Source organism: Lachnoclostridium phytofermentans ISDg, from assembly GCF_000018685.1.
In the GTDB taxonomy this organism is placed as follows: Bacteria; Bacillota; Clostridia; order Lachnospirales; family Lachnospiraceae; genus Lachnoclostridium; species Lachnoclostridium phytofermentans.
Genome location: NC_010001.1, coordinates 174,093 through 192,842 on the forward strand (window position 1 = coordinate 174,093; position 18,750 = coordinate 192,842).

Consider the following 18,750-nt stretch of genomic DNA (forward strand, 5'->3'; position numbering starts at 1 on the left):
TAAAATACCAAAAGAAGCGTTGACGCAACTTTTGGTATTTTAAATTTAAAGAATTGTTCACAATAGGAACAAACTTCTTACATATTTATTCAGTATAATAGATATACATGTGTGCTTTCTAGCAAAGGAAGGTACAAGTTTAAGTTGAGAACTTTGGTAAGTAACTGATGGAAAGTTTTTGCTGACAGAGAAATTGGCTGGGTGTTTCGATTTCCTAATTATGGAGAAAATTATAGTTGATAGATTCTATTAAACTAGTTAAAGTAAATATAGGATACTAAGAATCATGCTATTTTGTTTCGATGAACTTTCGTTTGGATTTGGAGGACATGATGAAAAATAGTCATACTATCTACTTAGAGATAAGTATAATACTTGTTGCAATATTTCTTTTTGGGTGCAGTAATGTTTCTTCAAACAAATCAGATTATGAAGGAATGGCTGAAAACCAAAAACAAAGCTCCGAAGATAATATATCAAAGGATATATTAAAGAATACTGGAGAGTCTTTATCAGCTGCCAATATGTCAGGGAATTTGATAGAAGATGGACTTTCATTTGAATCAGCGGATTATTATAAAGATTATAATGAAAGAAAAGTAAATTATATACAGTTAAATGATAGCTCTATTATATTTAGTGGAGAAGGTGCATTTGTCAGTGATAATAAGATTAGTATAAGTAAACCCGGTACTTATGTTATATTTGGCACGTTAAAAGATGGTCAGATCGTGGTGGAAGAAACGGCAGGTGGAATGGTCCATCTTATCTTAAAGAATGCATCCATTCATTGTGAGAATAGTGCGCCTATTTACATCAAAGAGGCTGGTAAAGTTGTGATTAGCATAGCACCAGGAACGAAGAATATGCTTACGGATGACTTAGCAAATCATGATAGTAAGTTAAGTGATCCGAATGCCACCATATATTGTACAGCAGACTTAACCTTAAATGGAGCAGGAAGTCTTGTTATTAATGCAGCTTATCAAAATGCCATATCTTCAAAAGGAGTTTTAAAAGTTGTTGAAGGAGACTATGATATTCATGCTGTAGGACATGGAATTATTGGGAAAGAAGCAGTACTTATTGATGATTCTAGGATAAAGATAGACTCTGGACGGGATGGGATACGTACAAACAATGACACGGAAGATTCAAAGGGACTTATCTTTATAAACCGTGGAGAGTTTGTGATAAACTCTAAGCAAGATGGAATTCAAGCGGATAAACGTTTAGTGATACAAAATGGAAGTTTTCAGATAATTACTGGTGGTGGAAGTACTGGTTCAGTGGAAAAAGAGGATAAAGAAGAACTGCTACTAAATGATTTAATGGAAATTACAGAATACGATAATAGTATGAGTGCAAAAGGTTTAAAAAGTGGAGAAGATATTCTCATTGGAAATGGTAGCTTTACTCTAGACAGTGCAGATGACACAATTTACAGTGATGGTAACATATCGATTGAAAATGGTTCCTTTACGATAGCTTCAGGAGGCGATGGTATGCATGCGGATGCTTCTTTAACTATTGCTAAGGCAAAGATTGCGTTAACATCTTCTAATTATGGAATGGAAGGATCTAAGGTTGAGATTAAGAGTGGTAGTTTAAATATTGTATCATCAGAGGATGGCATTCATGTGTCTGGTAATTTGAATAGTAACAAAGACAATGGAGATAAGGAAGAGGATACATTTATTGAAGAAAAAGGGATTCTCTTTCTTTCAGGTGGTAATGTAATGATCTCTGCGGGTGGTGACGGAATTAATTCCAGAGGTTTAGCGACAATGACAGGAGGTACGTTAATTATTGAGGGCTCACCTAGTAATGCAAACGGAGCTATAGTTTTTAATGGTGTGTTTGATATTAGTGGAGGAACATTGCTTGCAATAGGAAGTAGTGGTACGACAATGGCACCATCGATCACATCAAAACAAAGTTCTATCCTGCTCAATTTAGAGGAAACAGTAGAGGGAGAAACAGTTCTATGTTTACTGGAAGGAGAGGATAGAGTCCCTGTTATGGCATATTTACCAACAAAGTCTTATCAATCGATTGTATATAGCAGTCCTTTGTTGCTAGAAGGAAAAAGTTATACACTATCTACAGGAGGAGATACAACACCTAAGGAAGGTATGAATTTATATACTCCTAAGACCTATGAGGATGGTATAGATAACGCTAATGTTACTATTAACGGTACTGTGACCACATATGGCGAGGTGAAAGCTCCGATTAAGCTACCATCGGAAGGAATAATCGAATAGTTAGAAAGGAACAAAGGACATGAAACCAGAATATGATTTTGAACAGTTTTGTGATATCATAGAGAAACTTCGCTCAGAAAATGGATGCCCATGGGATAGAGAACAGACCCATGATAGTCTAAAAAACTGTATGATTGAAGAAGCATATGAAGTTGTTGATGGAATCAACCAGTTTACTAAGAATGGAGATTACGACAATCTAAGAGAAGAATTAGGAGATGTTTTACTACAGGTTATTATGCATAGTCAAATTGCGAAAGAGGCAGGACGATTTACTGTAGAGGATGTCATTGATGAGATTGCTAAAAAGATGGTGAGAAGACACCCTCATGTTTTTGGTGATGTTCAGGTGAAAGATTCCGAAGGTGTATTAACAAACTGGGAGGAAATCAAAAAGGAGGAAAAAAAGGGAAAGGCAGTAGAGTCCAATCCCCTTTATGTACCAAGTTCTTTTCCTGCTTTGCTCCGAGCACAAAAAATAGTAAAAAAAAGCAATAAATTTAGAAATACGGTCTATACTAAAGAAGAGCTGTTCTCTCAGATGAACAGCGAAGCAACAAGGCTACAAGCCTTATGCCACGAGGGGGCTTCCATTGAGAAACAAGAAGAGGCATATGGTGCATTACTGTATACGATGAGTGCTATAGGATTGGCTTTCAATATGGATGCAGAATCTTGTCTTACAGAAAAAATCAAAGAAGAGATATCAAAATTGGAGTCAAAAATAGGCTAAATTGATAACAGGGCCCATAGTAATGGAAATATTTAGGAGAAATTAGATGCTTAAATTATCTAAAATTTTTATAAATTTTATATTGTGTGAAAATTTATAAATGGTGTTTTATACCTATAAAAATAGCCAATTTCGGACTTAATTAGTCACCAAAAAATTCAAGTAGATAGAAATAAGCTTTTTTCTTCAAAAAACTCTGTCATTTTGGAAATAAATGCAGAAAATTCCTTGACAAATTGCCCTAATAAGTTTATAAATAGATTGAAGGTGATTTTTGAAGAAAAACCTACACCTAGTTGCCCAAGATAGAGTAAGACTCAATTATGGGGAAGCGTGATACAAGACGGACCTAGAAGCCACTCCGCTTGTGAAAAAAACTATATTTAATAATACGTTAGAGGAGGAGTTTATCCATGAACAAAGCAGAATTAGTTGCAGCTATCGCAGAAAAAACAGAGTTATCTAAGAAAGATTCAGAAAAGGCATTAAAGGCATTTATTGATGTTGTTACTGAGGAATTAACAAAAGGCGAGAAAGTTCAATTAGTTGGATTTGGTACATTTGAAGTATCCGCTAGACCAGCAAGAACAGGTAGAAATCCACAGACAAAGCAGACAATTACAATTGCAGCTTCTAAAGCACCTAAATTTAAAGCTGGCAAGGCATTAAAGGATGTTATCAACAAATAATAGATTGCAAGCAAACGATTGTAAGCAATGCTTGATTACAATGTGAACTTCTATAAATTATAGATGTTCTAGTAAACATAAGAACATAGGCTGTTTTGAGGGATTCTTCAAAACAGCCTTTTTCCATAGTTAATGTATCTCAGGTTGTGGCAGGATGGAGGATAGTTATTATGAGATTAGATAAGTATTTAAAAGTATCAAGATTAATTAAACGCAGAACAGTTGCGAATGATGCCTGTGATGCAGGCAGGGTTTTAATCAATGATAAGCCAGCAAAAGCATCAACGAATGTTAAGGTTGGAGATATTATAGAAATTGGTTTTGGTAGTAAAGCAGTTCGTGTTGAGGTACTTGACGTTCAGGAGACAACACGTAAAGATGATGCTAAGGAACTCTATAAATACTTATAGTAAATGAATGCTATGTCTTTAGAATTACTTCTGTAGTTCTTCACAATAACGTCCATGCATATATATGATAATAGCAGGGTAAGTGAAATGAGGAGAATGTATGGAAGATAGCAAACAAGTAAGAAAGAACCAATTGAATTTAAATGATCGAAAGGAAGCGCTAATTACTGGTGTTCGTGATGTCCGCTCTTTTGACGATCATGAAATTATTTTAGAAACTGATCTAGGTATTTTGATGATACGAGGTAGTGATTTGCATATGGGTAGGCTTACCCTTGAAAAAGGGGAAGTAGATGTTACTGGACGTATGGACAGCTTTGTTTACTCTGAACTGAAGGGATTTACGAAGTCAGGAGAATCCGTTTTTAAGAGATTATTTAAATAAACGGAGGGATGCTTATGAATACATCCATCTTTCTAGAACTTCGGTATCTTGCAGCTGCATCCTATTGGGGAATCATATTGTTTTTAATATATGACTTGCTTCGAATACTTAGGAATACCTTTCATCATGGAAAAATAGTGATTGGCATACAGGATATTTGTTTCTGGATTGTGGCAGGCATTTTGATTTTCCGAATGATGTATTTGCAAAATGACGGAATGATTCGATGGTACAGTACAGTTGCAATGGTTCTTAGTATGGTTTTGTATCAAAAGATTTTTAGTCCACTGATTGTTGGAGGCGGTACAAAGTTTACACTATTTATTAAAAATTGTATATTGCGGTTATTAAAACTATTAGTTTCACCGATAATGTTTATAATATCTAAAATAAAAAAATTATTTCGATTTCTTTTTGGGAAAGTCCGAAAATTTGGACGTTTTCTTGGAGGAAAAGTCAAAAAAAGAACTAATATTTTCAAGGCTTGTATTAGAAAACAATTGAAAAAGCACTTGAATAAGGTTAAAATAAAGAAAAGGAAACAAGTGGAGGAAGCTCCTCCGCCAAAAGTAGAACGTCCACGTGGTGTATTAGAATTAATTACACAGCCACAGGAAAAGGGTGAGGTAAGTGAGAAGGAATAAGAAAAGAAGGAACGGTTTAAGATTAATTGGGTTGATGGTTATGATAATCTGTTTCGTAGTTCTTTACAAATCAACCGAACTGAAAAGTGAAGCTAACGCCAAGGTTCAAAAAAAAGCCGAGTTAGAGCAGTTGATCTCTGATGAGAATGATAGAACCAAAGAGATTGAAGAACGCAAGTTATATCCAGGAACAAAAAAATACATAGAAGATGTTGCTAGATCACAGCTTGGATTGGTTTACCCAGATGAGATTATATTTGAACCGGAAAAAGAAAATAAGAAATAAAGAGAAGGTATCGGATGTGTGCGATGCCTTTTTTTTGTTCACCCAGCATAGGCACAATCTAATGGGTAGTAATACTATAAAAAATGGATGAAAATACATATTGACAATAAAAACAAAACAAGTTATAATTTACTTTGTGAATTTGGCGAAGTAGCTCAGTTGGCTAGAGCATACGGTTCATACCCGTAGTGTCGGGGGTTCAAATCCCTCCTTCGCTATTTTTAATAAAAAGCACAGGATAATCTCCTGTGCTTTTTTTGTGTGCGCAGGCATGAGGGTAAGCATATGAATAAAAAAGTAAAAATGTGCTGTCGAACAAAGGAATACATAGAGCAAAATTGCTTTCAAAAGGATATCAAACTTAGTTAAATTAGGGATTCCTATGAATAATTAGGTATAAAAAAGTATAGTAGAAGGCAACTTGTGCGCAAACATTTAAAACCTACTGTTGCAGTAATGAATAAACACATAAAAAATAGAGTCACAATATGTGGTAATACTCACTTACCTCATTCTACAAGATAATGTTGTTTAAGCCATAAAGGGAGGATAGGAAGAGTTATATTAAATGGTGAGAAATTGAACGAAAAGTAATGCATAATTTAAAGTTTAACCTTCTTAAACTAATTGAATTCCCTAAAATCGATTTCCTAAGTGATACAAAAGGATAAATTGTCATAAAGTTTTTGGAATTGGTACATCAATTTGACAAACATTTTACGCCATCAGTTTTATAATCCTAAATTAAACCGCCTGTTTTATTTTTACACGAAAACGATTCATGGCAAGGAAAAGTTCGAGATCATGCTTTTTCTTGTATGAGTTATTGCAGGAAAGCAGGGAGTAATACGGATTAGGGAAGGACGGCGTTCTTATGAAGAAGAGAAGAAGCTGGTTATTGCCATTGGCAGGAGTTGTTGTTGCGTTAGTTACTTTTTTTAATGCAAGTCCGAATGTTGTAGCAAGATATCTGATTATAGCTACCATCGTTATCATATTGATAGGAATCGCGGCAGTGATTGTTGGCTTGCTGCAAGGCAGTGGTTCGGTTGACAATGGAGAGAGTTATGTAAAAGATGAATTTCAAAACACAGCACGAAAGAAATTGGAGGGTATTTCTGGGTCTATTCATAAATTGGCGTCAAGCTTTGATTATATGGCATCCCCCAAGACGGTACTAAATACAGAGGACATGCAGTTGGTACTCGAGGACATTAGTACAAACCTCTGTAAAAATTGTAAAAAATGTGGAGTATGTTGGGAAAGAAATTTTAATCAAAGTTATCAAGCAACATGGAATCTACTTGAGACCGCGAAAGGGAAAGGAAATGTAACTGTAGATGATATGCCTGATATGCTAAGACTTCAATGTATTCAGGTTCCTGAATTTGTGGAGGAGGCAAACCGTAATCTTAGTATGGCTCGCCTAAAGATGGTTTGGCACAACCGCATTGTTGAGAGTAGGGAAGCGGTAGCTGGGCAGCTTGGGGAGATTGCAAGAATTGTGAAAGACTTCTCTGGAAACCTATGCGACACCGGTGAAGTAATAGAGTTAAAACGAAGAAAAATAAATCAAAAACTTCGTGTACATAGAATTAAAGTGCAGCGGGTCTTGATGTTTGAACGGGAAAATCGAGGAATGGAGCTGCATTTAAGAGCAAGATGCAAAAACGGCAGGTGCCTGACAACGAAGGAAGCAGCGATCTTAATTGGGAATGCTTTAGAAAGGAGGTTTGTGCCTAGAGAGGATTCAAGGAATGTCATTGGGCGAGAATACGATGATTATGTCTTTTGTGAAGATGCTAATTTTAAGGTATTAACAGGTGTATCCAGAGCGTCAAAGAAAAAAGGTGAATTAAACGGAGATAATTTTTCTTTTCTCTATCCAGATAGCCAGGATGTTGTAATGATGCTATCAGATGGTATGGGGAGTGGAAGCGAAGCTTATGAAGAAAGTGAAATGGTAATTGAATTATTGGAGCAGTTCTTAGAAGCAGGGTTTCGGGAAGAACCCGCAATTAAGCTTATCAACTCTGTCCTTGTTTTGCGCACCGAAAATTGCATGTCTTCCACAGTTGATTTATGTGTCGTTAACTTATGTGCGGGGACATGCGAATTTGTAAAAATCGGAGCAGCCACCACTTTTATTAAGAGGGATCATTTTGTTGAGACCATAAGTTCGAACAGTATGCCTGCAGGAATTTTAAATCGAGTTGACTATGATACTAAGAGCAAAAAGCTTTATGATGGTGATTATGTTATCATGGTATCAGATGGGGTGATTGATTGTGTTGAAGAGGAGGACAAAGAAGGGTATTTCATAAATTTTATAAAAAATATTCCTTTTAAGTCACCACAGGAAATTGCAAATGCAATTTTATCTGCTGCGCTAGAAAAGCATGGTTATGTGCCAGCAGATGATATGACTGTCTTAGTTACTGGTATTTGGAAAAAGTAAATCGGAAGGTTGCTATTTTATAAAAGAAGATATAAAATACAGGTAACCCTCTATAGAAATAGTTATATTATTGGAGCTAAAAACATGTTCTGATAATCGATTGACGGTGCAAAAGGGCGCACCTTTTATAAGAAGTTTTTAGAATAAACTTCTTATAAGCTATAATACTAGGTTTAGAAATGGTCTTACTGAGAAAGACTTTAAGAGTACGTTAAGAAAGTTGTGTGAGGATGTAATGTTAAAGAAAGTGGAGAACTTTATAAAAGATCAAGGGATGCTCTCGCCTTTTGATACTGTTATCGTAGGGGTATCTGGAGGTGCGGATTCGATATGCCTTTTAACTTGCCTTCATAGGTTGCGTGAACAGTATCATCTAAACCTGTATGCAGTTCATGTAAATCATATGTTGCGTGGGATGGAAGCGGATGAAGATGAGGCATTTGTTCAATCTATGTGTAACAGTTTATCCATACCTCTTCATTGTGTTCGTGAGGATGTTAAGCGCATAGCAGAGCTTTCTGGAACTACGATAGAGGAAGCAGGAAGAAATTTGAGATACCTTAGCTTCGAACAGGAATGTGAACGTGTGAAAGCTCATAAAATAGCGGTAGCGCATAATCGTAATGATAACGCAGAAACGGTGTTATTTCATCTGTTCCGTGGAACGGGTTTAACTGGTATGACAGGGATTCCGAAGAAGCGTGGTCAGATTATACGACCGCTTCTTTGCGTTACAAGAGAAGAAATTGAAACATTTCTTTTCAATGAGCATATCTTTTATCGTATAGACAGCACGAACTTATCAAATGATTACACAAGGAATAAAATAAGACTTAGTATTCTTCCGATTGCAACAAATGAAATCAATGAAAGAGCGGTAGAGCACATCACATCTTTATCAGACCAATTATTAGAGGTTGCAAACTACTTAGACCAAGTGACAGAGAGGGAATTTAAACGGATTGCTACTTTATCACAAGAGAGCGTAACGTTAGACTTAAGGGAATTTACTGCTATTGAGGATTTAATAAAGCGTGAAATCCTTCGCAAAGCAATCAAATTAATTAGTGGGCTTAAAGATATTGAGTCCATTCACCTCGTGGACGGAGTGAATTTGTGTAAATGCCAAGTTGGTAAGGAAATTCATTTGCCAAATCATATTATTGTTAAGCGAGGGTATAATACAATTATAGTTTTTGATAGTCTGAAACACTCGGATAAAAATGATATGATTAGGAATAACCAACTAGACGAAATTCCTCTTACAATTAAAAAAGAGGATAGTGTCACGAATTTGTGCTGTCACCCAAATTCGCAGGATTGTGACGGAATGGAGATTTTCATGAAAAATGGTACCGTTCAATTGGTAGATTTTTTGGGAAAACGCCTTGAAATAAGGGTGTTTCCATATGAGAATTCTTTGACTATTCCAAAAAATAGCTATACGAAATGGTATGATTATGATAAAATAAGAAATGCTGTTGTTATAAGAACAAGACGAGAGGGCGATTTTCTTATGATTCATCCACAGGGAAAAACAAAAAGTTTAAAATCTTTGTTGGTTGATCAGAAAATTCCGCGGGAAGAACGTGATAAAATACCCCTAGTAACATGTGATAGTCATGTACTTTGGGCAGTGGGTGTTCGCTCAAGCGAGGCTTATCGTATAGATAAGGATACGAACTGGGTGTTATCCATTACCACAGACAGGTAGAAGTAAAGATAAGAGAAAGAGGTGCAATACAATGGCAGAAAATATAAAAGTACTCATATCAGAAGAGGAAATAAGCAAGAAAATTAAAGAACTTGGTGAAGAGATTAGTAAAGAGTATGCAGGAAAGACTCTACATTTAATTTGTGTATTAAAGGGTGGTGTGTTCTTTATGACAGAACTCTCTAAGCACATCACAATACCAGTAACAATTGACTTCATGTCTGTGTCCAGCTACGGTGATTCTACGGTTAGCTCTGGACGTGTTAGAATTTTAAAAGATTTAGACGAAAGTATTGATGGTCGTGATGTTCTTGTAGTAGAGGATATCATTGATTCCGGAAGAACTTTAGCTTATTTATTAGATTTATTAAAAAACCGCCAACCAAACAGCTTAAAACTTTGCACGCTTTTAGATAAGCCTAGCAGAAGAGAGGTTGACGTTAATGTGGATTATACGGGCTTTCAGATTCCAGATGATTTTGTAGTTGGTTACGGACTGGATTATGCCCAGATTTATAGAAATCTTCCATACATTGGAGTGGTTCAATCAGAATAACATAAAGGAGGTTTTGTATTGAAAAAGTCGATGAGGGGATATGGCTTTTACGTTATTATCCTACTAATTATTGTCTCAGCAGTCTATTTATCTGAGAGTTTCGCTAGCAATAGCTCTGTAAAACACAGCTATGCGGATTATATAGCTGATTTACAAAGCGGTTCTGTAGCCTCTGTAGATATTTTTCAGAATCAAGAGGCGCCAACCGGTCGTGTTAAGGTGAATTTGTCAGATGGAAAAAACTATACCATCTATATAACGAGTGCAGCAACAGCGGAAGCGGATGCTGCAGCAAATGGTGTTGCTTCTTACGTGCATGATATTGAGAAACCAAGTTGGTTTTTAACAAGTGTACTGCCTTACTTAATTGGTTTTGTAATTATTATTTTAATGTTTTCTTTCCTAACCAGCCAAGTTAATGGTGGCGGTGGCGGTAATAACAAGGTGATGAACTTTGGAAAGAGCCGTGCTAAGATGACGATGGATGAAGGGAAAAATACAACCTTTAAGAATGTTGCAGGTCTGGCGGAAGAAAAAGAAGAGCTAAAAGAAATCGTTGATTTCCTAAAGAATCCTAAGAAATTCATTCAGGTGGGAGCTCGTATCCCTAAGGGTGTTTTACTTGAGGGACCTCCTGGTACTGGTAAGACATTACTTGCAAAGGCAGTAGCGGGTGAAGCAGGAGTACCATTCTTCTCTATTTCCGGTTCTGACTTCGTAGAAATGTTTGTCGGTGTTGGTGCATCCCGTGTTCGTGACTTATTCTCAGAAGCAAAGAAAAACAATCCTTGTATTATTTTCATTGATGAGATTGATGCTGTTGCCAGAAGAAGAGGTACTGGTATGGGCGGCGGGCACGACGAAAGAGAGCAGACCTTAAATCAGTTACTTGTTGAGATGGACGGTTTTGGTGCTAATGAAGGCATTATCGTTATGGCAGCTACTAACCGTGTTGATATCCTTGACCCAGCGATTTTACGTCCAGGACGTTTTGACCGTAAGGTATTAGTGGGTAGACCGGATGTGAAGGGTAGAGAAGAAATTCTTGCTGTTCATGCAAAGAATAAACCACTTGGTGATGATGTTGACTTAAAACAGGTGGCTCAGACAACAGCAGGATTTACCGGTGCTGATCTTGAGAACTTATTAAATGAAGCAGCGATTAGTGCTGCAAAAGATGATAGAAGCTTTATCCTTGGTGAGGATATTAAGAAATCCTTTATCAAAGTCGGAATTGGTACAGAGAAAAAGAGCCGTGTAATTTCTGACAAAGAGAAGAAAATTACTGCTTATCATGAAGCAGGTCATGCGATTCTTTTCCATGTCCTACCTGATGTTGGACCTGTTTATACAGTATCCATTATTCCAACAGGTGGAGCAGCAGGTTATACGATGCCGCTTCCAGAAAAAGATGAGATGTTTAATACCCGTGGAAAGATGCGTCAAGATATTATTGTAAGTCTCGGTGGTAGAATTGCGGAAGAATTAATTTTTGACGATATCACTACAGGTGCATCACAAGATATTAAGGTGGCAACAAAGACTGCTCGTAGCATGGTTACTCGCTATGGTTTCACTGATAGTATTGGTATGGTGAACTATGAGAATGACGATGAAGAAGTATTTATCGGAAGAGATCTAGCACATACAAAGAATATGAGTGAAGCAGTTGCAAGTAAGATTGATGAAGAAGTTAAGAAAATCATTGATGACTGCTATAAAGAAGCAAAACGAATTCTTACAGAGAATATGCATGTACTTCATTCCTGCGCTGATCGCTTGATTGAAAAAGAGCGTATTACAAGAGAAGAGTTTGAATCTTTATTTGAAGTGCCTGAGGTAGTATAATCGAGATATGTAATACAAAATAGCACCTGAATTCACTTAAGTGGATCCAGGTGCTTAATTAATGGTCAGAAATAATTTGAAAACTCTATAAACTATGTATAATTACAAGAAAAGCGACATCTTAATATTTCCTTTGTCTTTTTCATATCATAAAGTCAGTCTAAAAAGTATTAGGTAAAAGAATAGAAATTAAAAAGAAGGAGAGTAATCATAAAAAATGGAGAATAATATAAAAATTCAACTGCGTCCTTATCAGACAAGTGATTGTAAGGAAATGTCAGAACTATTCTATCAAACTGTACACAACGTAACTGTAAAGGACTACTCTCTTGAACAAAGGATGGCTTGGGCTAATGGAAATGTAAATCTTATGGTATGGGATGAATCTTTCCAAAGCCATTATACTTTAGTTGCTACAGATGGAACCTTAGTTCTTGGATTTTCGGATATTGATGCCACCGGATATCTTGATCGCCTTTATGTTCATAAAGATTACCAAGGGATTGGAATAGCGACTATGTTATGTGATGCCTTAGAAGCTTATTACTTCTCAAATGGAAGTGAGAAGATAACCACGCATGCTTCTATTACTGCGAAACCTTTCTTTCATAAACGGGGTTATCAAATTGTGAAAGAGCAACAGGTGATAAGAGGGGGAATTTCTCTTACTAATTATGTTATGGCATTAGAGAAAGAGAATTTTTAGGATGCATTATCTTCTCTATTTAACTGCTTTACTTTGTGGTAGACAGAAGAGAAAATATGCCAGGGACAAAGAGGGAACTTTACCCATGTCTAAATTTGACATATTTTACGTGCAATAAGTAAAATGAATCGAAAATGGTTGGCATTTTTACTAAAAACATTATTAATTTATTGTAAACTTTGTGCACACTTTAGCGTTACCTCATGCTATACTAATAAACGTAAACCCCAATACATTATATAGTTTTTGCTACACCCCATAAGTAACAAAAATACCTTCTCCGAAAAGGACAGCACCCGTGAAGCTGTCCTTTTTACTTTATAAAAATCAATTCATAGATAATTCTTCCTAAGCATAATCGTATAAATATTCCTGAAATCGTAAATGAAAAAATTACCATTAAAATATTTTAATTTTTTTTCAATAAGGGCTTGTACAATGAAGATAACTGTGCTATAATCAATCCTTGTCAGTACCATGGATGGGTTCCCGAGTGGCCAAAGGGGGCAGACTGTAAATCTGTTAGCGACGCTTTCGAAGGTTCGAATCCTTCTCCATCCACTTAGCCGGCGTGGCGGAACTGGCAGACGCACAGGACTTAAAATCCTGCGGGACTAATCTCCCGTACCGGTTCGATTCCGGTCGCCGGCATCTAATATCCTACCTTAGGATATTAGATACGAAATCACCTTAAGTTTTTCTAAATATCATAGTTACAAACATAGTTACAAAAATGAGATAGCCTTTATCTCGAACATAATTCACATGCGGGTGTAGTTCAATGGTAGAACACTAGCCTTCCAAGCTAGATACGTGGGTTCGATTCCCATCACCCGCTTTTTTTGTACGCAAAAATACCAGAAAGGAGCCAGCTATGAAAATCTTATTAACTGCAATCAATGCAAAGTACATTCACTCTAATCCTGCAATATACTATTTAAAGAGCTATGCAAAGGAATATAGAGATCATATCGAGTTAGCGGAATATACAATAAATCAATATACCGATGATATTCTGCAAAGCATATATAAAAAGAGGCCAACTATGTTAGCGTTCTCTTGTTATATCTGGAATATTAGTATGGTTGAAGAGGTCATACGGGAATATCGTAAGCTTGATGCTAGTGTTAAGATATGGGTTGGTGGACCTGAGGTAAGTTATGACCCAGAAGAATGTCTAAAGCGACTTCCTGAAATAGATGGAGTTATGATAGGGGAGGGAGAGGCTACCTTTACGGAATTAGCCTCGTATTATTCAAGTACTCAAAGTAATATAATTGAAGATGCAAGAAAAACTTTATCGGACATTTCAGGTATTGCCTACCGGAAGGAAGATGGAGAGATTATCAAAACTCGTGATCGTAAACCGATGGATTTTTCCAGACTTCCGTTCCTGTACAAAGAGGCGATGGAATTATCTGAGTTTGCGAATCGAATTATTTATTATGAAACCAGCAGAGGCTGTCCATTTTCTTGTAGCTACTGCCTTAGTTCGATTGATAAAAGAGTACGTTTTCGTGATCTTGATTTAGTTTATCAAGAGCTTGGTTTATTCTTAGATAAAAAAGTAGCTCAAGTTAAGTTTATCGACCGTACCTTTAATTGCAAGAAATCTCATGCTATGGGTATCTGGCAATTTATTAAAGAACATGATAATGGGGTTACTAATTTTCACTTTGAGATCGCAGCAGATATCCTAGATGAGGAGCAACTATCCTTATTAGAAACGCTTCGTCCTGGGTTAATCCAATTAGAAATCGGAGTGCAGTCAACAAACGATACTACAATTGACGCAATCAATCGTCGTATGGACTTAAAGATGGTAAGTGAGAATGTAGCCAGAATAAAAAAAGCAGATAACATCCACCAACACCTAGATTTAATCGCAGGGTTACCGTTTGAGGATTATACGAGTTTTGGGAACTCATTTAATGATGTATATGCTATGAAACCGGACCAGCTACAGCTTGGATTTTTAAAGGTATTAAAGGGCTCCTACATGGAGGAAGTAAGTAAAGAATATGGTATCATATATAAAGCGAAACCACCATATGAGGTTTTATACACGAAATGGCTTCCTTATGACGACGTGATACGTCTAAAAGGGGTAGAAGAAATGGCCGAAGTTTATTATAACAGCGGGCAGTTTAAGGAAACCCTTGCATTCTTAGAGCATTTTATAGAATCACCATTTCATTTTTACGAAGACCTTGCAAAATTTTATGAAACTTCCGGATTATTTGGATTAAACCATAACCGAATTCGTAGATATGAAATTTTGCTTGAATTTTTAATAGAACGATTTGATTCAAATATTGTATCTGTAGCAAAGCAGATGATGATTTTTGATTTATATAAAAGAGAACGTTTAAAGACAAGACCTTCTTTTGCACCATATCCGGAGGAGTATAAAAAGATTTTTAAAGCTTATATGACATCACAAGGAACGAATAAAAAGGGTGAACAAATACATTTAGAACACTTTGATTATGACATCATAGAGGCAGCTTCTACTGGGAATATTGTTAAAAAAGACCTTTTTATAAAGTTTGATTATCAGAAGAAAACAATACTTCATGGAGAAGCGGAGTTTACCATCCTTACGCAAAAGGAAATTGAAATTTGAGTTTCACAATGTTTCACGGATACTAGCAGGCATGATTTTTAGTGTGACTGAAAGGAGTATACAAATGGCACGTGAGGACGAAATCAAAAAAAAGAGACTTAGTAAAGCTGAAAAAGAGAGAATTGATGCGATTCTAGCTTTGTTAGATGAGCATTATTCTACAGAGTATAAATGTTACTTAAATCACGAAACGCCGTGGCAGTTGCTAATTGCTACGATTCTTAGTGCACAGTGTACGGACGAGCGTGTCAATATCGTGACGAAGGACTTATTTGTAAAATATAAAAGTGTTGAGGATTTTGCTAATGCAGATTTAAGTGAATTAGAGAAGGATATCCATTCCACAGGCTTTTATCGAAACAAGGCTAAAAATATTATTGCTTGTTGTCAAACGCTACTACGAGAATACCATGGGGAAGTACCAAATGATATTGATGCTCTAACAAACCTGGCTGGAGTTGGAAGAAAGACAGCCAATGTAATTCGTGGTAATATCTTTCATGAGCCAAGTATCGTAGTGGATACACATGTAAAACGTATCTCGAAAAAACTTGGGTTTACCAAAGAAGATGACCCTGTAAAGGTAGAATATGATTTGATGAAGATTCTACCAAGAGAGCATTGGATTCTTTATAACATACAGATTATAACTCATGGTAGAGGATTATGTACTGCTAGAAGTCCGCAATGTGACCGATGTTTTTTATCACATCTATGCAAAGAAAATATGAAAAATATTAGAGTTAGGAAGTAAGAAAAATCTTAATAAAATCTACAATGTTGTATGCTTGTTAAATGAATTAGAATGGGGGTTCGGATGAATTTCTTAGCTATAGATATAGAATCTACCGGACTTAGTCCGGAAAAAGACCGAATCATTGAAATAGCTGCCATACGTTATATTGATGGTAAGCCAAAAGAACGTTTTGAAAAACTAATTAATCCAGGGTGTCCATTACCAGAAAGAATCACTGAATTAACTGGGATCACAGAAGATATGCTTGCTGGTGCAATGACAGAGAGGGAAGTAATCAAAGAATTTCTAACTTTTGCTGGAGAAGATGTACTTCTCGGTCATAATGTATCTGTTGATTTTAGTTTTATAAAAACTGCAGCAGATAGGCTTAAGATAGGTTATGAGCGACAAGGTATTGATACGCTCTATTTATCCAGAACATTAAAATCAGATCTTGAGAAAAAGAATCTCGAATCAATGTGTGAGCATTATGGGATAATAAGAGAATGCAGCCACAGAGCATTGGAAGATGCGATTGCGGCTGCAACCTTATATCAGAAATTGTATGAAGAATTTAATAATAATTTCGAAGCATTATTTCTACCAGTTGAATTAAAATATAAGGTAAAGAAACAAGAACCAATGACAGAGAAACAAAAAAAGTACTTGCTTGATTTGGTCAACTATCATAAAATAGAGGTGCCATCTGGGTTTACTGATTTCAGTAAAAGTAAGGCTTCAAGGTTTATTGATAAAACAATTTTACATTATGGCAGGATGAAAAAATAAGTATTTCATCCCAGAAAAATAAATTTTATTTTTCATCTCGGAAAAATTAAACATCCTCTTTCCCATACATTTCATATAATTGATCTAAGATAGAATCTTTTAAGATGGTTTGTACATCTTTTGCACGGGTAATGAGAGATGATATTTCTTCCTTCCTATCAAACTCTAGATAAAGTTTAGCAAGTAAAGTGTAAGAATTACTGATGTCACTTCCAATTGAGAGTGCGAATTCTAACACATCAACTGCCTGTTGTTTTTCACCACTCTCATATAGCAGGGTTGCCCATTTGTTTAAGAGCCTTATGAGGATGGTAAAGTTTTGATCATATGAACTTAAAAGATTAAGGTTAGCAGTTCCATACTCAAGTTTTAATTCTGTATTGGTAATATGAGACAGATTGACAATCTTTTGTTCGCGAAGCTCATATAACTGTTTTTGAATATGAGCTAGTTCGGCATCACTGGTTTCCTTTAAAGATAGGGAGTCATAAGGAATCGTGATGTAAGGCAGAGTAGATAAGTCCTTTTTACGAACTAAATTGGACTGATTTTCTTTCTCCCAGAAAGCTTTGGAATCTTTTTTGGATCCTCTTTCAGATTTTCTTTTTTGGAAAGCAATCCAAGCTCCAAGTATAATAATGATACCAAGTATAATAGGCATAGTGTTATTCCTTTCTTTAGTTAATTTATTGGAAAAGAGGTGTATGTATGTTTCGCAATAAAAAGTCGCAACGAATCATGGCAATTGTACTTTGTGTAGTACTTATTTTAGCGATGGTGGTGCCAACAATATTAAGTATCTTCTCGTAACGAGAAATAAATAATGCGGTTACGCGTTTTAAAACGAATTTGCTATAGCATATACTTAAGAAAAATATACATAAATATATTGTAAATGTCAAACAATAGAACATAAGAGATATTGATGGAGGCAATCATGAAAATGAAACAAAATGTCCTTATGACCGTACTACTATGTTTGATGGTAATAATTTGTGTAGGATGCAATAATGAGGCCCCACCAAAGGAACAGGATCATTCTTTGGATGGGGCTTTACTTGATGTAACACCTTCCATATCACCAGAGTCGGTAACGGCAACACCAAACGCCGATTTCATTTCGGAGGAAGGGAAAGAAACGATTACGGAGAATACAACTCCATTAAAGCCAGGAAATGTAGAAATCGATGCCAATGCAATTTTGGGGCAATTTACAACTCATTTTTACAACTCATCGAAAGCAAGAAAAAATAATATTGTTAATGCAGCGAAGAAAATACATCTTAAAGTTGTAAACCCAGGAGAGGTATTTTCAACTGTTGGTGCTATTTCTCCTATTACAAAGGATAATGGTTATGATGATGCAGGTACCTATCAAGATGGTAGAGTTGTCAATGCTATTGGTGGAGGAGTTTGCCAAGTGTCCACTACACTTTACAATGCAGTACTTGGGGCTGAATTAAAAGTAACAGAACGGCACCCTCACTCCATGACGGTAAGTTATGTGGAACTTGGTAGAGATGCAGCTATCGCTGGTGATTATATGGATTTTTGTTTTCAAAATACATTAGAAACGCCCATTGTAATTGAAGCAATTGCGGATCCAGCTGGTAGTATAACAGTACGGATCCGTGGAGTTGAAACAAGAGATAAAAGTAAGCGAAAAGTTTCTTATGAATCCGTTATTCTCGAAACAATTGAGCCAGGGCCTGCAGTTATAACTTATGATAAAAATCAACCAAAAAATTATTTGAAAGTTACACAGTCTGCTCATAGTGGTTATAAAGTTGAACTATACCGTTTAATCTACTACCAAGGAGAGCTTATCGACCGTATTTTATTAAATACTAGTACGTATGAGGCAGCCCCACAATATTTAACCATAGGAATTAAATAGTTTATG

17 protein-coding genes and 4 tRNA genes are annotated in these 18,750 nt (G+C 36.0%); 20 read left to right on the top strand and 1 reads right to left on the bottom strand.

Annotated features, from left to right (window positions below; translation table 11 throughout):
- The first annotated feature begins 332 nt into the window (after window positions 1–332).
- From CPHY_RS00755 to CPHY_RS00845, 19 genes are all read left to right on the top strand, one after another.
- On the top strand, window positions 333–2,267 hold the full coding sequence (locus CPHY_RS00755; RefSeq protein WP_012198163.1) for a carbohydrate-binding domain-containing protein: 1,935 nt from the start codon (window positions 333–335) through the stop codon (window positions 2,265–2,267).
- Window positions 2,268–2,286: 19 nt separating this feature from the next.
- Complete coding sequence (locus tag CPHY_RS00760) at window positions 2,287–3,000, top strand: MazG family protein (protein ID WP_012198164.1); 714 nt, start codon at window positions 2,287–2,289, stop codon at window positions 2,998–3,000.
- A 413-nt stretch (window positions 3,001–3,413) separates the two neighbouring features.
- Window positions 3,414–3,689: an HU family DNA-binding protein gene (locus tag CPHY_RS00765; RefSeq protein WP_012198165.1), complete on the top strand. Its 276-nt coding sequence runs from the start codon at window positions 3,414–3,416 to the stop codon at window positions 3,687–3,689.
- 170 nt (window positions 3,690–3,859) lie between these two features.
- Window positions 3,860–4,099, top strand: coding sequence for an RNA-binding S4 domain-containing protein (locus CPHY_RS00770; protein WP_012198166.1), 240 nt, complete (start codon window positions 3,860–3,862; stop codon window positions 4,097–4,099).
- A gap of 100 nt (window positions 4,100–4,199) precedes the next feature.
- Window positions 4,200–4,484, top strand: a complete 285-nt coding sequence (gene yabP / locus CPHY_RS00775) for a sporulation protein YabP (protein ID WP_012198167.1) — start codon at window positions 4,200–4,202, stop codon at window positions 4,482–4,484.
- Between the two features lie 14 nt (window positions 4,485–4,498).
- Window positions 4,499–5,128: a spore cortex biosynthesis protein YabQ gene (gene yabQ, locus CPHY_RS00780; protein WP_041703036.1), complete on the top strand. Its 630-nt coding sequence runs from the start codon at window positions 4,499–4,501 to the stop codon at window positions 5,126–5,128.
- The gene (locus CPHY_RS00785; RefSeq protein WP_041703039.1) at window positions 5,115–5,414 is read left to right on the top strand and encodes an FtsB family cell division protein; all 300 of its coding nucleotides are present in this window, start codon (window positions 5,115–5,117) and stop codon (window positions 5,412–5,414) included. Before yabQ ends, CPHY_RS00785 begins: the two co-directional genes overlap by 14 nt.
- Before the next feature lie 144 nt (window positions 5,415–5,558).
- Window positions 5,559–5,632: transfer RNA gene (locus CPHY_RS00790), tRNA-Met, on the top strand.
- 656 nt (window positions 5,633–6,288) lie between these two features.
- On the top strand, window positions 6,289–7,872 hold the full coding sequence (locus CPHY_RS00795; RefSeq protein WP_012198170.1) for a SpoIIE family protein phosphatase: 1,584 nt from the start codon (window positions 6,289–6,291) through the stop codon (window positions 7,870–7,872).
- A gap of 235 nt (window positions 7,873–8,107) precedes the next feature.
- The gene (gene tilS, locus CPHY_RS00800; RefSeq protein ID WP_012198171.1) at window positions 8,108–9,586 is read left to right on the top strand and encodes a tRNA lysidine(34) synthetase TilS; all 1,479 of its coding nucleotides are present in this window, start codon (window positions 8,108–8,110) and stop codon (window positions 9,584–9,586) included.
- A 31-nt stretch (window positions 9,587–9,617) separates the two neighbouring features.
- On the top strand, window positions 9,618–10,142 hold the full coding sequence (hpt, locus tag CPHY_RS00805; RefSeq protein ID WP_012198172.1) for a hypoxanthine phosphoribosyltransferase: 525 nt from the start codon (window positions 9,618–9,620) through the stop codon (window positions 10,140–10,142).
- 18 nt (window positions 10,143–10,160) lie between these two features.
- Window positions 10,161–11,990 (top strand): ATP-dependent zinc metalloprotease FtsH, encoded by a 1,830-nt coding sequence (gene ftsH / locus CPHY_RS00810; RefSeq protein ID WP_012198173.1) that lies wholly within the window; start codon window positions 10,161–10,163, stop codon window positions 11,988–11,990.
- Between the two features lie 217 nt (window positions 11,991–12,207).
- Window positions 12,208–12,696, top strand: a complete 489-nt coding sequence (locus CPHY_RS00815; RefSeq protein ID WP_012198174.1) for a GNAT family N-acetyltransferase — start codon at window positions 12,208–12,210, stop codon at window positions 12,694–12,696.
- A gap of 479 nt (window positions 12,697–13,175) precedes the next feature.
- Window positions 13,176–13,257 (top strand) — tRNA-Tyr (locus tag CPHY_RS00820).
- A gap of 4 nt (window positions 13,258–13,261) precedes the next feature.
- Window positions 13,262–13,347, top strand: a tRNA-Leu gene (locus CPHY_RS00825).
- A 116-nt stretch (window positions 13,348–13,463) separates the two neighbouring features.
- Window positions 13,464–13,534: transfer RNA gene (locus CPHY_RS00830), tRNA-Gly, on the top strand.
- A gap of 36 nt (window positions 13,535–13,570) precedes the next feature.
- Window positions 13,571–15,322 carry a B12-binding domain-containing radical SAM protein gene (locus CPHY_RS00835; protein WP_012198175.1) on the top strand — a complete coding sequence of 584 codons (1,752 nt, stop codon included), beginning with the start codon at window positions 13,571–13,573 and terminating at the stop codon, window positions 15,320–15,322.
- A gap of 64 nt (window positions 15,323–15,386) precedes the next feature.
- Window positions 15,387–16,076, top strand: a complete 690-nt coding sequence (gene nth, locus CPHY_RS00840; RefSeq protein WP_012198176.1) for an endonuclease III — start codon at window positions 15,387–15,389, stop codon at window positions 16,074–16,076.
- Window positions 16,077–16,139: 63 nt separating this feature from the next.
- The gene (locus tag CPHY_RS00845; protein ID WP_012198177.1) at window positions 16,140–16,847 is read left to right on the top strand and encodes a 3'-5' exonuclease; all 708 of its coding nucleotides are present in this window, start codon (window positions 16,140–16,142) and stop codon (window positions 16,845–16,847) included.
- Between the two features lie 46 nt (window positions 16,848–16,893).
- Here CPHY_RS00845 and CPHY_RS00850 read toward each other — a convergent pair whose 3' ends face one another.
- Window positions 16,894–17,508 carry a hypothetical protein gene (locus CPHY_RS00850; RefSeq protein ID WP_012198178.1) on the bottom strand — a complete coding sequence of 205 codons (615 nt, stop codon included), beginning with the start codon at window positions 17,506–17,508 and terminating at the stop codon, window positions 16,894–16,896.
- Between the two features lie 276 nt (window positions 17,509–17,784).
- On the opposite strand from CPHY_RS00850, the gene CPHY_RS00855 reads away from it, so the two are divergent.
- Window positions 17,785–18,744, top strand: coding sequence for a VanW family protein (locus CPHY_RS00855; protein WP_012198179.1), 960 nt, complete (start codon window positions 17,785–17,787; stop codon window positions 18,742–18,744).
- The last annotated feature ends 6 nt before the right edge of the window (window positions 18,745–18,750 follow it).